The organism is Pedobacter sp. UC225_65, from assembly GCF_042698365.1.
Classification (GTDB): Bacteria; Bacteroidota; Bacteroidia; order Sphingobacteriales; family Sphingobacteriaceae; genus Pedobacter.
The window spans coordinates 4,141,009-4,155,079 of record NZ_CP170550.1; the positions used below are offsets into that span (position 1 = coordinate 4,141,009).

Genomic DNA, 14,071 nt, shown 5'->3' on the forward strand with positions numbered 1-14,071 from the left:
TTAGTTTTTAACCCCAAAATCTGAGCAAAAAGAGTAGAAGATGAGTGCATCATTAGAAAAAATCCAAAAGGCGATCGAGCCCTTAAGACAAAGATGATCAACCATAAAGTATATGCTGCGATCAAGGAAATAGAAGACCTTAAGATCTTTATGCAATATCATATCTATGCCGTATGGGATTTTATGTCTTTATTAAAGTCTTTGCAACAGCACCTTACTTGTACATCGGTGCCTTGGTTCCCTACAGGACCTGCAGATACAAGATACTTGATCAATGAAATCGTAGCTGGAGAGGAGTCTGATATTGACAGTTTTGGGGTAAGGAAAAGCCATTTTGAGCTTTATCTGGATGCGATGGCCCAGTGTGGTGCGGATACTGCACCTATCGAAAAATTTATCGCCAATTTGAAGGAAACGGGTGATCTGCAGACAGCATTTCAGGTTGCTGAAGTGCCAATGGCAGCACAAGCATTTGTTGATTTTACTTTTCAGGTAATCGACAGCAATAAAAACCATGTACAATCGGCAGTTTTTACTTTTGGTAGAGAAGATTTGATTCCAGGGATGTTCATTTCCATTGTTAACGACATCCACCAAAACTTTCCAGAAAGCATTTCCATCTTTAAATATTACCTAGAAAGACACATCGAAGTTGATGGCGACCACCATAGCCATTTGGCTTTAGAAATGACGGCGAAACTTTGTGGTGATGAGGAAGAATATTGGGCAGAAGCAGCACAATTAACCCTCCAATCTCTGGAAAAACGTATCCAACTTTGGGATGGTGCCTATAACGAGATCATGGCGCGGGTAAGTGTTGCTGTCGGATAGCTGTTGTAAACAAAAGTTGCAGTGCGCTTGGCTACGATAGCCCTGCTGTCCATTTTACTGCTCCCGATCAATCGGGAGCGTGTCCATTACCATCAGGTTTAGTTAACTAAGCCGTATGCTTTTGGCATCCAGTTAAATTAAAAGACTATCGACTCTAGACTATTGACTCAGGACTAACTAAGTTGCACTACAACCCATTCGCTCTAGCCGTAATCTCCGCAATATCCAATACTTTAACCTCTTGATCTTTGTCTTTTAATTTTACCCCATCACTTAACATGGTCATACAGAAAGGACAACCTGCTGCAATTACTTGTGGTTCGGTTGATAAAGCCTCTTCAATACGCTCTATGTTCACATCCTTATTGCCTTTTTCTGGTTCTTTGAACATCTGTGCGCCACCTGCACCGCAACAAAGGCCATTGCTTTTGCAACGTTTCATTTCTACCAGTTGAGCATCCAAAACCTCTAAGGCTTTGCGTGGGGCCTCGTATACCCCGTTGCCACGGCCAAGGTAGCAAGGGTCGTGGAAGGTGATCTTACGGCCTTTGAAACTTTCGCCACCTTCGGCTTTCAGCTTGCCTTCATTGATCAGGTCTTGTATCAGTTGGGTATGGTGGATTACCTCATAAGTGCCACCCAAACCAGGGTATTCGTTTTTAATGGTGTTGAAACAGTGCGGACAGCCCGTTACTATTTTTTTAACATTATAGCCATTTAACACTTCAATATTGGTCATGGCCTGCATCTGGAAAAGAAATTCGTTCCCAGCTCTTTTTGCCGGATTGACCGGTACAGCTTTCTTCAGTGCCCAACACGGCATATTTGATTCCTACGTGATGTAGAATCTTGCAGATATCCCTGGTGATTTTTTGTGCTCTTTCATCGTAACTCCCAGCACAACCAACCCAGAACAATATTTCAGGCTCTTCGCCCATGGCCAGTAATTCGGCCATTGTTGGTACTTTAAATTCCATTTTTAATTATTTAGTATCAAGTATTTAGTGTCAAGTGTCAAGACCTGACTCATCTAATCCTTACTCTTTATTTCTTTTTTTACTTCTTTAACCGAAAACTATCCTTCCTGCGCCCAATTGAATCTATCGGCCGGAGAATATTTCCAAGGTGCGCCATTGTTTTCTACATTGCCCAACATGGCGTTGATGCTTGCAGGAGCAACAGATTCTTCCATTACCGCAAAACGGCGTAACTCAACAATGATCGCTAAAGGATCGATATTGATCGGACAAGCTTCGGTACAGGCATTACAGCTGGTACAAGCCCAAATCTCCTCACGGGTAATGTAATCGTCTAATAAAGCTTTTCCGTCTTGGTGGTCAGCTCCATGTTTATCTATGTTTTTGCCTACTTCCTCTAAACGGTCGCGGGTATCCATCATGATCTTGCGTGGTGACAATAATTTGCCAGTCATATTCGCTGGGCAGGCAGAAGTACAACGACCACACTCTGTGCAGGTATAGGCATTCATGAGGTTGATCCAACTCAGGTCATTTACATCCTTAGCCCCAAATTTACCTGGGGCAGTTTCTGCCGGAACAAAAGAAGGGTCGAGCATCGCTTTTACTTCATTGGTTACACTGGCCATATTGGTAAATTCGCCCTTTGGCTCCAAATTAGAAAAATAGGTATTTGGAAAGGCAAACATGATGTGGAAATGCTTAGAATAGGGAAGGTAGTTCAAAAATGCAAAGATACCTACGATATGGAACCACCAGCAAACCCTTTCGATGATGATCAAACTGCTTGCTGTACTCGGCAATAAACCTTGTAGGTAAACACTTACCGGAAAAGCGCCCGCACTGATGTAATGACCTTCGTTCATGGCCTGTAGTTTGGCATCAGCAGCGTTCATCAATAAAAAGGCCGACATCAGCAATATTTCGGTCAATCAAGATGTAGTTGGCATCAGATTTTGGCCACGATTTCATTTCTACACCACTAAAACGTTTCAGTTTTAAGATGTTTCTCCTGATCAGGAAAATGGCACAGGCCAACCAAACCCCAATGGCTAAAAACTCAAAAGAACCGATCAGGAAGTTATAAAAACCACCTAGTCCGGCAAATACACGGTGTGTGCCGAAAATGCCATCGATCATGATCTCTAGCACTTCCAGGTTAATGATCACAAAGCCTAGATAAACCACTAAGTGTAATAAGAACGGGATAGGCCTAGCTGCCATTTTAGTTTGCCCAAAAGCAACTTTTAGCATGGTCATCAACCTTTTTGCAGGTTGGTCATTGCGGTTTGCAGGTTTACCTATTTTAATATTCCGAATTACTTTTCGGGCATTATAGGCAAAAAGCGCAACGCCTGTTAATGTTAAAATGATGAAGATAATCTGTGAGGCCATAGTTTATTAGTCATACTTGGTATGGCTAAGTTAAAAGTTTTAATCTTAAAATAGATTACTATGCATGCATAAAATTAAAAATTTAGAATCGATATGAATAATAATGATTTTTTTGGGCTTGTAAATAGTTGATTTAGAGTGGGTATATAGGCTTGTACATGTTTTAAGAAAAGAAATATCAAAAAATGTTTTAGCTTTCAAAAAAAGACACTACATTTGCAATCCCAAACGGGAAGTAGGTACGGTAGCTCAGTCGGTAGAGCAATGGACTGAAAATCCATGTGTCGCCGGTTCGATCCCGGCCCATACCACTTGAAAAGCTTCAGAGAAATCTGGAGCTTTTTTGATTCCAACCCATCTCTCTACCTTTAAAACTATTTGATTAGCTTTAAACGTGAAAAACAATTACCCGTTGAAAATGACCAGAGCAATCTTTTATGGCTTCCTATTGACCTTTACAGGTTTGATCATGCCCACAACTTTACAGGCAAATAGCTTGATAAAGCCTACCCAGTATTTTATAGACAGCGAAAATGGAAATGATACCCATATAGGTACAAATATAAAACAGGCATGGAAAACCTTAACCAAGGTCAATGCCCAAACATTTAAACCAGGTGATCAGGTATTGTTTAAACGGGGAAGTAAATGGCGGGGACAGCTCGTACCCAAAGGTTCGGGTACCCAAACGCAACCCATTCTATTTAGTGCTTATGGAAAAGGGACACTGCCCCAAATTGCTGCCGAGGGTAAGTTTAAAGATGTCGTACTCCTTCAAAACATCAGTAATATAGTGCTCAGTTATTTGGATATCTCTAACCTGGATTCAACTGTAAAAGAACAAAAAACGGGACCAACAGGTGTGCGCATTTTGGCAGAGAATATCGGAACAATCTCCAATATCCATCTCTACAATCTGTATATACACGATGTGAATGGCGATAATAAAAAGGGAAGTAAGGAAGGTCACGGTATTTTCTGGGACTGCCAAGGACCGAAACCCAGTCGTATTGAAAACCTATTGATTGAGTATTGTAGGCTAGAAAGGGTAGACCGGAATGGGATAAGAGGAAATGGTACTTTTGGTTTCCGCGACAACTGGTTCCCGAATAAAAACCTAGTGATCAGAGGTTGCACACTGGAAGACATCGGTGGAGATGGGATTGTGGTTAAAGCATTTGATGGGGCTTTGATCACACATAATCGACTGTTTCATATCAGAACAAGAGCCAAAGACAATGCCGTAGGCATATGGCCACACAGTAGCGATAATACTTTGATCGAGTATAATGAGGTAGCCTACACCAAAAACCAAGATTGGTCTAACGATGGGCAATCATTTGATATTGATGGAAACTGCAACAATACCATTATCCAAAACAATTATAGCCACGACAATGAAGGTGGTTTTATGCTGGTGATCTCAGATGCCATTAACGAAAAAAGTAAGATGACAACGAATAGTATCATCAGGAATAACCTGAGTGTAAATGATGGCAATCAACGGAAGCGCTTGTTCAATTTTGCCTTGGTTACGGATAGCACACTGGTTTCGGGGAATATTTTTTTAAATACCAGTAAAGATTCTGTAAAAATAGAACTCGTTGATATAGAACATGGGGTACCCAAAAATGTAGTTTTTACTAATAATATCATCCAGTATGATAATGCCGCAACTGCGGTGTTCAGTAAAGGATCAATACCCTACGCAGCGGTTGCCTGGAAAAGCAATACTTTTAGCGGAAACATCATTGGGAAGGAAAAGTTGCAAAACGTAACAACAGGCAGCAGTCCGTCTAAACGTATAGATGCCAAAAGATATCCATTCTCTTTGTTGAAAAAACTCAAATTGGATATTAAATATTAGACACGTGCGCTTTGTAAAGGATTAGTGGTAGAAGGCAATAAATGCGAATAAAATTAAGAGATATTGATATATTTAGTTAATCAACAAATCAATCATCTCAAACATTTTATGTAATGAAGTTTTCTGCCAAATTAGTGATAGGATTATTAGCCCTAGGCCCGGTATCCTATGCACAGAATCCAACTTCCGTACCTCCAAATCGAACGGAGGCCAAACCAACCGCTACCATCACCTCAACTACACAAGGATTAAAAAAGTTTGAAGGTTATTTTAACTTTTACTACGACGAGAAGACGGGTAAGATCTTGTTGGAGGTTGATAAATTGGGTCAAGATTTTTTATATTTCAGTTCGCTATCCACAGGTGTGGGCAATGGAGGTCCTGAAAGAGGGCAAGCTTCCTCGTCTATGCTCAGATTTGTAAAAGAAGGTACAAAAGTCTTATTGATTCAACCTGTAGTCAATTACAGGGCCGACTCAAAAAATAAGGATGAGATCAATGCAGTAGAAAGCAATTTTGCAAAATCTGTTGTTTTCGGTTTTGTTCCGGTAGCAGCTGAAAATGATAAATACCTGATCGATCTGACGCCCTTTATTGTTCGCGATAGCCAGGGCATAGGATCGAGATTAGGCTCGAGTGGTGGAAGAAATACAGGTGCAGCTGGGGGATATCGTTTGGACGAAACCCGCTCGGTAGTGTATATGCCCAATACTAAAAATTTCCCTCAAAATACAGAGTTTGAGGCTATGGTTACCTTTGTGGGTAGTGGTGGTGGAAACATTGCACCAGATCCGTCGGCAGTTACCGTGAACATGCACCAATCTTTTATCGCTTTGCCAGAAGCAGGTTTCCAGATGCGCAAGTTTGATCCAAGATCGGCATCAGGGCAATTCAGTTATCTGGATTTTTCTGCACCCATGTCTGAATCTATGGTCAAAAGAACAATCAGAAGACACCGTTTGATCAAGAAGGATCCAAATGCCGCCATGAGCGAGCCTGTAAAACCCATTGTATATTATCTGTCGCGTGGGGTGCCAGAACCCATCAGAAAAGCATTATTGGATGGTGGAGCCTGGTGGAATGCCGCATTTGAAGCTGCCGGTTTTAAAAATGCTTTCCAAGTGAAGGAACTGCCAGAAGGTGCCGATCCAATGGATATCCGTTACAACATCGTAAACTGGATTACGAGATCAGGCAATCCGGCACGTGCCTTTTCTTTCGGCTCATCTTACATTGATCCCCGTACTGGCGAGATCATCAAAGGGGTAGTGACTTTGGGCTCTGATCGCCACAGACAAGATTACCTGATCGACCATCGGCTTGTTACAACCCTATATTGATGGAAAAAAAGTGCCAAAAGAAATAGAAGAACTGGCTCTGAAAAGAATCAGACAGTTGTCGGCCCACGAAATAGGGCATACCTTAGGTTTCAACCATAATTTTGCCGCAAGTCCGAAAGACCGTGCCTCGGTAATGGATTATCCTTTCCCAAAATTTTCTTTAAAAGCTGATGGGACCTTGGACATTTCAGATTCCTACACCGAAGAAATCGGAAGTTGGGACAAACGTTCGGTGATCTGGGCCTATAGCGAATTTAAAAAAGGGGCTGACGAAAATGCCGAACTGGATAAGATCATGAACGAAACCCTAAAACAAGGTTTCGAATACATCCCAGATATTGGAGGCAACGTACATCCAAATTCAAATCAATGGGAAGTAGGCAAAGACCCGATTGCGCAAATGGCAAACATCATGAAGGTGCGCAGAAAGGTATTGGACGAATTTTCTGAAAAAGCAATCCCGCAAGGTGCGCCAATGGCTACGTTAGAAGAGGTATTGGTGCCTATTTATCTCTTGCATCGTTATCAGGTAGAGGCAGTTGCGAAATTTGTTGGCGGACTGTATTTTACCCATGCTGTAAAAAATGATGGACAGATGCCTACAAAAATGGTGGATCCAGCCGTGCAATGGAGTGCCCTCGAATCTTTAATGGGCACCATTACACCAGAGGCATTGGCCCTGCCAGATGCACTGATTCTCGAAAATTCCACCACGTCCATCAGGTTATCCATCTTCTATCGAGACATTTAGTGGCAATACAGGCCCAACTTTTGATCCTATTGCAGCTGCAGAATCTGCGGTAAGTACCACCTTGTCTTATTTGTTAGATGGAGAGCGGGCAGCGCGTTTGATCGAGTATAAAGCAAGAGATAGCCGCCAGCCAGGTTTTATGGCTGTGGTAGATAAATTGCTTGAAAAAACATGGAAAGCACCTTTACCAGAAGGTTACAAAGGCGAGCTACAAACCATGGTAAATAACGAGGTGATGAGGTACCTTTTGCAATTGGCCGCCAGTACCAATACCTCTAAAATTGTAAGAGGGCAGGCCTTGTTAAAGCTAGAGGAATTAAAAAGTTTCATCAATGCGCAATTGCCTACGGCAGAACCTAACCTAAAAGCCAATATGTTGTTTGCATTGGTACAGATGGATGCGTTTAAGGCAGATCCAAGTAAATTTCAGGCACCAGCCTCGATTGCTATCCCACCGGGTGCACCAATCGGCATGCCGAACATGGATTTCCTGAATGATGAAATTGTGCATTAGATGCGATTTTGTTAAGTAATTGATAGTTCTGTATAACTATAAATCAAAAGCCCCAGCATAAGCTAGGGTTTTTTTGGTTGAATGGAAATTTAGATAACGAATCAATTGATTTTGCAATTGACCCTTTCTGGAATGGTTAAATAACCAGCTTAAAGCTTAACCTGTTTTTCTTTGTTTCGCTTTACCAAAAGATAACAGATATACAGCAGCAATAGCCAGCCTGGTATCAATTCAACGGATATTTTTAGTCCCGTAATCCACATGATCACCAAAATACCAACTAGGAAGACCAAACAGATGTAATTGGATAATGGATAGATAAACGATGGGAATTTGGTCTGGATACCAGCCGCCTGTTTGGCTTTTTTAAATTTGAAATGGGTAATTGTGATCATCAACCAATTGATGATTAACGATGATACCACCAAAGACATCAAGACTCTAATGCCTTCTCAGGAATAAGTTTATTGATCACAATACAGATTGCCGCAAATAGACCAGATACCAAAATCGCTTTAACAGGTACATGGCTTTTGTTCAGTTTGGATAAAAAAGCAGGTGCATTACCTTGTTGGGCCAATCCATACAACATGCGGCTATTGCTATATACACAGCTGTTATATACTGATAAGGCCGCTGTAAGCACTATGAGGTTCAGTACATTGGCAATGATGCTGGTAAAATAAATCGTGTTGCCAAACAAGTTGAACTGAAAACCCTTTAAAGTCTCAAATACCATTACAAAAGGGCTACTGTCTGTGGTGATGCTTTTCCATGGTGAGAGTGAAAAAAGAATGATCAAGGCACCTACATAAAAAATAAGGATACGGTAAATGACTTGGTTCGTAGCTTTAGGGATCGTTTTTTCAGGGTTTTCCGCCTCGGCAGCTGTGATTCCGATGAGCTCCAGTCCTCCAAAAGAGAACATGATCAAAGCTATGGCTGCAAATAAGCCTTGAAAACCTCCTTTTGCATCGGTACTGAACAAACCTTTCGGAAAGAAACCACCATCATTCCAAAGGTTTTTGATGCTGGCCTGCTCACCTCCAGGTCCACTGAACAACAGATAAACGCCAAAAATAATCATAGCAATAATGGCTACTACTTTGATGATTGAAAACCAGAACTCTGCTTCGCCATATACTTTTACCGAAGTAAGGTTGAGGGCATTGATCGCAATGAAAAAGAATAGACTGGAGGTCCACAAAGGAATTTCTGGCCACCAAAAATGCACATAGATACCAATGGCCGTCAATTCAGACATGCTCACCAAAATATAAAGTACCCAGTAGTTCCATCCAGAAGAGAAACCTGCAAAAGGCCCCCAATATTTATAGGCAAAATGGCTAAAACTGCCAGATACAGGCTCTTCTACAACCATTTCGCCCAATTGGCGCATGATGAAAAAAGCGATGACCCCTGCTAGGGCATAACCTAAAATTACCGATGGACCTGCCAATACTGCTGCCGGACCAATGCCTAAAAACAAACCAGTTCCTATGGCACCGCCCAATGCGATCAATTGGATATGCCTATTCTGTAAGCCTCTTTGAAGTTTTTGCGATTCAGGGTTTTCTTGTTCTTGCTTCAATGTATGATGTATTGTTGTAGATAAATTTTAGCAAAAATGTAAACTTATATTGAAATGCGGAGCCGAAATGGAAAGAAAAATAGCTATTGAAGAAATTAAGCAAGCAGAAATTGTAGATAGCGCATAGGCAGTCTAGCCAAAAGGACAGTTGTCACATCGCTTTCCCTTCAGATACTTTTCGCAACATTCTTTTTTCTTTTTGCGTTTGGGACTTTTCTTGTCCTTGTTTTTTTTCTTTTTGTCTTTCTTTGACATGGCCTTTGATAACGTCAATATAAACAAAAAGGTACATATTTAAGCAATATGTACCTTTAAATAGTTGGATGTTGTACTGTTTAAGCTTCGCTGTTGTAAACAATCTGACCAACATGTTTGTCGATCTGCCATCTTCCAGTACCTTCTTCTCCAATTACATCAAATAATTCTAGTGCTCTACGCGCTTTATATTCTTCTTCTCTTTGCTCTCTAAAGAACCAGTTTAAGAATTCAAGTGTTACATAATCTTGTTCTTTGTGGCAACGGGCCGCAATGTTTTTGATAGATTGGGTAACGCTGATCTCTTGGTCTAAGGCATCTTCAAAAACCTCACGGAAAGAGTTGTATTCTATCTTGATGTTAGTGATTTCAGGTGAAATTGCTGTTCCACCCATATCTAACACATATTTATAAAATTTAAGTTGGTGTTGTCTTTCTTCTTCTGCTTGCTTAAAGAAATAATCAGAAGAGAAATCATAACCATTTCTGTTGCACCATGAGGCCATTGATAGATAAATTGCTGACGAATGGGCCTCTTTTTTGATCTGCTGGTTCGATCAGTGTTTCTACGTCTGACGAAAGTAAACACTTAACACGGATAATATCTTTCATGATTGCTATCTATTTGAATACAAGTAATTAGTAACAAAATTAGTGCTATATTATCATAGCAAAGAATTTAATAACAATATGGAAAGATTCTAATTCTACCTAACTAGCTCACAATTCGATGTAAACGATCAAAAATGATGTGATTTAGCTCGAGCATGGTGAAGGTACCTTGGAGCAGGTCTTTTAATTTGATGATCTGTAGCAATGATAAAACGTAACAGTGGTCGCAGGCACAGATGAAGATGATTTCTACATCGGCAGATTTGTCACTATTCAACAGCAGGTTCTCAATATCGATCTGATAGACTGCTTTTTTAAGTTTCAGCAAGTTGCGGTAGTCAAAACGAGCCAATTTACCAGCAAAATCAATATACCAACAGTTTTCACTGTCTGATTGATAGATAGCGCCATTTTTGGTGCTAAATACTTCGGTAAAATTGATGGTAGGTAAACTTAAAGTCTGCTGCATTTGCTACAATAATGTTTTGTACTGCAAAGATGTAAATTATTTGGATTTATTCCAAATAAAGATAATGGATATTAAATTATCTAAATCAAAATGATACACTGGCCGTCAACTGTTTGACCAAACATACACCTGTATTGTACAACAAAATTTGTTTTGTTATTATTGGATAACCTATAAATTCACAGCCCCCCTTAGGCTGTTGATCAAAGGTAAATATGATAATGACTCGATTTCAGTTGAATTAACTAGAAAAAGATTTGAACTGACAGATAGAAAACTGAACTGGGTCAATGAGCATCCTTTTAACCGATAAATCTTTTTTAACTGTTATGGCCTACTGAAACAATAGGAGACCATAACAGTTTATTTTGAGGGTGTTGGAGCTAAACCACAACTGGAGGGATAACTTCGGCTTGTTCTGCCAGTTCTTTTACCTTTGCCAATGCCTTTGGCCAGGTTTGCTGGAAATAATCTTCAAATTCAGCGGTAATGCTCATGTCTATGGTCAATAGCGTTTGACCACCCACTTCTGTTAAAGTGTAGTCTTCTATGGCTCCTGCCCATTTTTTAACCTCTTCGCTATCAAAATCTTCAACACCATTGTCGTACATGCCCAAATGGGTAATCGAAAGATAACTATAAGGGGTGCTTTCTTCAATTCTGGAAACCATTCCTTTTCCTTCTGAACCTAAGAAGAGGGCTCTGCTGCCCTTTTTCCAATCAGTTTCTGCGTGAGAGCCTTCACTAAAAACTGCAGTCCAAAGAGGATAGGTTTCTGCGCCAAAAAGAATGTCCCAAACCCTTTCTCTAGTCGCATTGATTTCTATTTTAAATGCAAAATTTTCCATGGTAATCTATTTAAATGGTTAATGTTGATTCTGATATTTTTTATTGGCCAGGCATTTTACTGAAATCCATATGTAATAAACTCCACCTGTGGCCATCAAGGTCTATAAAGCCACCGCCATACATCCAGCCATCTTTTTCACCTCCTTTGGCATAAATGGTGCCTCCGGCATTTTCGGCCTTCAGCAGCATCTCATCCACTTCTTGAGGGCTTTCAGCATCTATAGAAAACAATACTTCGTTGCCTTTGCTGGTATCGGCAATGTTGCTGCCACTAAAACCACTCAACACATCGTCCCTAAACAACATGAGTACCATTTTTTTCTCACCGATAAAGAAAGATGCCATTGTTTCGGTTACTGGATTTCGCTCATTCAAGGTAAATCCCATTTTGGTAAAGAACGTTACAGCTTTATTGATATCCTTTACGGGCAGGTTGATCCAAATTTCTTTTGTCATGATTTTTATGGTTAAAAGATGAAATTTCAATGAAATGATTTCCATCAAATTGATAAACTAATTTCAGCATAATTTTAGCTTTCGCATTGGGGTAAAAGCGACAATTTATAGGGCTAAACACGACTAACGAATAAACACAATTGCTTTATAAACAATCAATTATTTCGCATTGTTTGTATTTATTCCTTTAGCCAGCTTTTTAAAATGAGTTGTTGTAAAGGGTCAAGCTTGGTTTTTCTCTTGATGTCGAAAGGGATTTCTGTTTTGGTACCCAAAATGATTGGAACTGTATTTTTTTGTTTTTGACCTACAACTTCCAGTTTGATCAGGTCGCCATCTTTATGGTTCGCTGTTATTTGATTTAAGGCTTCCAGTGTGGCATTTTCTCCATTGATCTTGGTCAAGATCTGGTTTCTTCTAATACCTTCTTTCCATGCTGGAGATTGCCATTCTACCTCACGAACCAACAGACTATCGTTTTTAAGGGTGGCTTTAATGCCTAGCCAAGCTCCAGGAACGATTTTGGGTTGGGTATCGATACTCAGGCCTGCATAATTAAGGTATTTGGCATAATCTGGGGTCTTTACGGTATATACATAGCTGAAAAACTCTTCCAAATTTGTGCCTGCAGTTTTTTCACAAACATTGCGAAATTCTTGTTCAGTATAACCGCGGTTCAGTTTTTTGTAATAGTCGAAGTATAAAGTCCGCATCACATCATCCAGAGATTTTTTGTTTTTGGTTTCATGACGGATTCTTCAGGTCCAACATCATCCCTAAAACAGGACCTTTTTCGTAATAAGAAACCGTTTTGTTCACTTCATCTGCTGTTCTGCCAAAAGGCCCATCAGCCCAGGTGTCATAACTGGCTTGGCTAACCGACTGAAATAACCTGCCTGGAGACAGCTCATAACTTTTGATTGATTTTTGGAAACCCTTAAAGATATCCTCAGCGCTTTCTAAGTCTGCCCAACGCAATAACATTTCATCATAATAAGTCGTAATACCTTCGGCCACCCAAAGCATATTGGTGCGACTGCCATTGTCGTAATCAAAAGGCCCCAATTCAACGGGTCTGATTCGTTTGGCGTTGTAATGATGGAAATATTCGTGTCCTAAAAAGCTCAATACGGTTCTTCGCCCAGCTTGCGTATCAAAAACCTTTGAACCCGAAAATGCAACAGCACTAGAGTTAAGATGCTCAATGCCACCACCACCCGGACCAATACCAATAAACGTATAAGATTTGAAAGGGATTTCGCCAATCACATTTACAGCCTCTTCAATTACTTTTTTAAGGTCTTTCATGAAATCGACCTTGTTGAAATCACCCAACTGATAACCTATAAAATAATGTGGTATACCTCTTACAGTAAATGAAGGCAATTCCTCCAAATTTCCAATTAGGATTGGACTGTCGTATAAAACATCAAAGTTTTGGGCTTTATAGGTAAATTCTTTTCCTTCAACTTTTTCAAGTCCTGTAGCTACTTTATTCCAGCCTGGATAAGGCTTGAGCTTAACTGTAACAGGCAGGTTGATTTGGTTCGCTAAATGTAAAAAGAGACCCGTTGGTGCAATAAATCCACGCGATTGATTAAGGTAGTTGGTGGCTACAAAAGAGCGGGTCGTTTTTACATCATAAGTAAGCTGAATGGATGAGCTGCCATTGGTATAAACCCTCCAAGTATTGTGATTGGCTTTGTCCCATTTAAGGTCATTGCCTTTTTCATCGCTTATTTTTAGGTTATGTACATCATTGGCATAATTTAGGATCCTGGTAGTAGCCAGGCATCCAAACAGGCATTTTAAAATCATATTGTTTAGCGGTTAATCCATTACATTTTAAGCTGACTTGATAGGTATTTGATGTAGGATTGTCCATAGAAACCGTATAGGCCAATTCGGGTTGAGCTGCTTTTTGAGCTAATGTTTCATTGTTGGCTGCCAAAATGAAAAAACAGGCCAAAATGATCAATCTTAGATTTGTTATCTTTTTCATGAAAAAATAAATTGAATACTAGTATAACCATTTTTATGCACTCCTTTTTTTAAGGTTAAGAAATGGCAATTAATGGTTATAATCTTTTGGTTTTAACAAAAAATTAATGGCATTTACTTGTCAAAAAATCTTGCATTAGCACTTGATTCTCAATATATTCGT

Annotated in this window: 14 protein-coding genes, 1 tRNA gene and 2 pseudogenes; 6 read left to right on the forward strand and 11 right to left on the reverse strand. The window is 40.0% G+C overall.

Translation table 11 applies throughout. The annotated features are described in order from the left end of the window. The first annotated feature begins 93 nt into the window (after positions 1-93). Entirely contained in the window at positions 94-831 is a 738-nt protein-coding gene (locus tag ACFJIZ_RS21785) for a DUF3050 domain-containing protein (RefSeq protein WP_379089066.1), read from the forward strand. A gap of 187 nt (positions 832-1,018) precedes the next feature. On the opposite strand, the pseudogene ACFJIZ_RS21790 reads toward ACFJIZ_RS21785, so the two are convergent. Both ACFJIZ_RS21790 and ACFJIZ_RS21795 read right to left on the reverse strand, forming a co-directional pair. Next, positions 1,019-1,808, reverse strand: a pseudogene (locus ACFJIZ_RS21790) ((Fe-S)-binding protein). A gap of 98 nt (positions 1,809-1,906) precedes the next feature. Beyond that, a pseudogene (locus tag ACFJIZ_RS21795) lies at positions 1,907-3,203 on the reverse strand (4Fe-4S dicluster domain-containing protein). Positions 3,204-3,441: 238 nt separating this feature from the next. On the opposite strand from ACFJIZ_RS21795, the gene ACFJIZ_RS21800 reads away from it, so the two are divergent. From ACFJIZ_RS21800 to ACFJIZ_RS21820, 5 genes are all read left to right on the forward strand, one after another. Further along, positions 3,442-3,514: transfer RNA gene (locus ACFJIZ_RS21800), tRNA-Phe, on the forward strand. A gap of 107 nt (positions 3,515-3,621) precedes the next feature. Beyond that, positions 3,622-5,070, forward strand: coding sequence for a right-handed parallel beta-helix repeat-containing protein (locus ACFJIZ_RS21805; protein ID WP_379089069.1), 1,449 nt, complete (start codon positions 3,622-3,624; stop codon positions 5,068-5,070). 113 nt (positions 5,071-5,183) lie between these two features. After that, entirely contained in the window at positions 5,184-6,410 is a 1,227-nt protein-coding gene (locus ACFJIZ_RS21810; RefSeq protein ID WP_379089072.1) for a DUF5117 domain-containing protein, read from the forward strand. Further along, a complete protein-coding gene (locus ACFJIZ_RS21815; RefSeq protein WP_379089074.1) occupies positions 6,391-7,161 on the forward strand; it encodes a zinc-dependent metalloprotease in 771 nt (256 codons plus the stop codon). Before ACFJIZ_RS21810 ends, ACFJIZ_RS21815 begins: the two co-directional genes overlap by 20 nt. A 61-nt stretch (positions 7,162-7,222) precedes the next feature. Beyond that, complete coding sequence (locus ACFJIZ_RS21820; RefSeq protein ID WP_379089077.1) at positions 7,223-7,675, forward strand: hypothetical protein; 453 nt, start codon at positions 7,223-7,225, stop codon at positions 7,673-7,675. Between the two features lie 149 nt (positions 7,676-7,824). On the opposite strand, the gene ACFJIZ_RS21825 is transcribed toward ACFJIZ_RS21820, so the two are convergent. From ACFJIZ_RS21825 to ACFJIZ_RS21865, 9 genes are all read right to left on the reverse strand, one after another. Continuing rightward, positions 7,825-8,070, reverse strand: a complete 246-nt coding sequence (locus tag ACFJIZ_RS21825) for a hypothetical protein (RefSeq protein WP_379089080.1) — start codon at positions 8,068-8,070, stop codon at positions 7,825-7,827. A 38-nt stretch (positions 8,071-8,108) separates the two neighbouring features. Continuing rightward, a complete protein-coding gene (locus ACFJIZ_RS21830) occupies positions 8,109-9,266 on the reverse strand; it encodes an amino acid permease (protein WP_379089083.1) in 1,158 nt (385 codons plus the stop codon). Positions 9,267-9,601: 335 nt separating this feature from the next. Next, positions 9,602-10,027 (reverse strand): ferritin, encoded by a 426-nt coding sequence (locus ACFJIZ_RS21835; protein WP_379089086.1) that lies wholly within the window; start codon positions 10,025-10,027, stop codon positions 9,602-9,604. 209 nt (positions 10,028-10,236) lie between these two features. Then, entirely contained in the window at positions 10,237-10,602 is a 366-nt protein-coding gene (locus ACFJIZ_RS21840; RefSeq protein ID WP_379089089.1) for a hypothetical protein, read from the reverse strand. 383 nt (positions 10,603-10,985) lie between these two features. After that, positions 10,986-11,450 carry an SRPBCC domain-containing protein gene (locus ACFJIZ_RS21845; protein ID WP_379089092.1) on the reverse strand — a complete coding sequence of 155 codons (465 nt, stop codon included), beginning with the start codon at positions 11,448-11,450 and terminating at the stop codon, positions 10,986-10,988. A 40-nt stretch (positions 11,451-11,490) separates the two neighbouring features. Next, positions 11,491-11,907 (reverse strand): VOC family protein, encoded by a 417-nt coding sequence (locus ACFJIZ_RS21850; protein WP_379089095.1) that lies wholly within the window; start codon positions 11,905-11,907, stop codon positions 11,491-11,493. Between the two features lie 179 nt (positions 11,908-12,086). Further along, positions 12,087-12,620, reverse strand: a complete 534-nt coding sequence (locus ACFJIZ_RS21855; protein WP_379089096.1) for a PDZ domain-containing protein — start codon at positions 12,618-12,620, stop codon at positions 12,087-12,089. A gap of 31 nt (positions 12,621-12,651) precedes the next feature. Continuing rightward, complete coding sequence (locus ACFJIZ_RS21860; RefSeq protein ID WP_379089099.1) at positions 12,652-13,725, reverse strand: hypothetical protein; 1,074 nt, start codon at positions 13,723-13,725, stop codon at positions 12,652-12,654. Then, complete coding sequence (locus ACFJIZ_RS21865) at positions 13,664-13,909, reverse strand: hypothetical protein (RefSeq protein WP_379089101.1); 246 nt, start codon at positions 13,907-13,909, stop codon at positions 13,664-13,666. The genes ACFJIZ_RS21860 and ACFJIZ_RS21865 overlap by 62 nt, the downstream gene beginning before the upstream one ends. Between the last annotated feature and the right edge of the window lie 162 nt (positions 13,910-14,071).

Excerpts from the sequence above, each read along its gene's own strand:
- ACFJIZ_RS21785 (WP_379089066.1), top strand. The coding sequence starts at position 94 with ATGATCAACCATAAAGTATATGCTGCGATCAAGGAAATAGAAGACCTT.
- ACFJIZ_RS21805 (WP_379089069.1), top strand. The coding sequence starts at position 3,622 with ATGACCAGAGCAATCTTTTATGGCTTCCTATTGACCTTTACAGGTTTG.
- ACFJIZ_RS21810 (WP_379089072.1), top strand. The coding sequence starts at position 5,184 with ATGAAGTTTTCTGCCAAATTAGTGATAGGATTATTAGCCCTAGGCCCG.
- ACFJIZ_RS21825 (WP_379089080.1), bottom strand. The coding sequence starts at position 8,070 with ATGATCACAATTACCCATTTCAAATTTAAAAAAGCCAAACAGGCGGCT.
- ACFJIZ_RS21835 (WP_379089086.1), bottom strand. The coding sequence starts at position 10,027 with ATGGCCTCATGGTGCAACAGAAATGGTTATGATTTCTCTTCTGATTAT.
- ACFJIZ_RS21840 (WP_379089089.1), bottom strand. The coding sequence starts at position 10,602 with ATGCAGCAGACTTTAAGTTTACCTACCATCAATTTTACCGAAGTATTT.
- ACFJIZ_RS21845 (WP_379089092.1), bottom strand. The coding sequence starts at position 11,450 with ATGGAAAATTTTGCATTTAAAATAGAAATCAATGCGACTAGAGAAAGG.
- ACFJIZ_RS21850 (WP_379089095.1), bottom strand. The coding sequence starts at position 11,907 with ATGACAAAAGAAATTTGGATCAACCTGCCCGTAAAGGATATCAATAAA.
- ACFJIZ_RS21855 (WP_379089096.1), bottom strand. The coding sequence starts at position 12,620 with ATGCGGACTTTATACTTCGACTATTACAAAAAACTGAACCGCGGTTAT.
- ACFJIZ_RS21860 (WP_379089099.1), bottom strand. The coding sequence starts at position 13,725 with ATGATTTTAAAATGCCTGTTTGGATGCCTGGCTACTACCAGGATCCTA.
- ACFJIZ_RS21865 (WP_379089101.1), bottom strand. The coding sequence starts at position 13,909 with ATGAAAAAGATAACAAATCTAAGATTGATCATTTTGGCCTGTTTTTTC.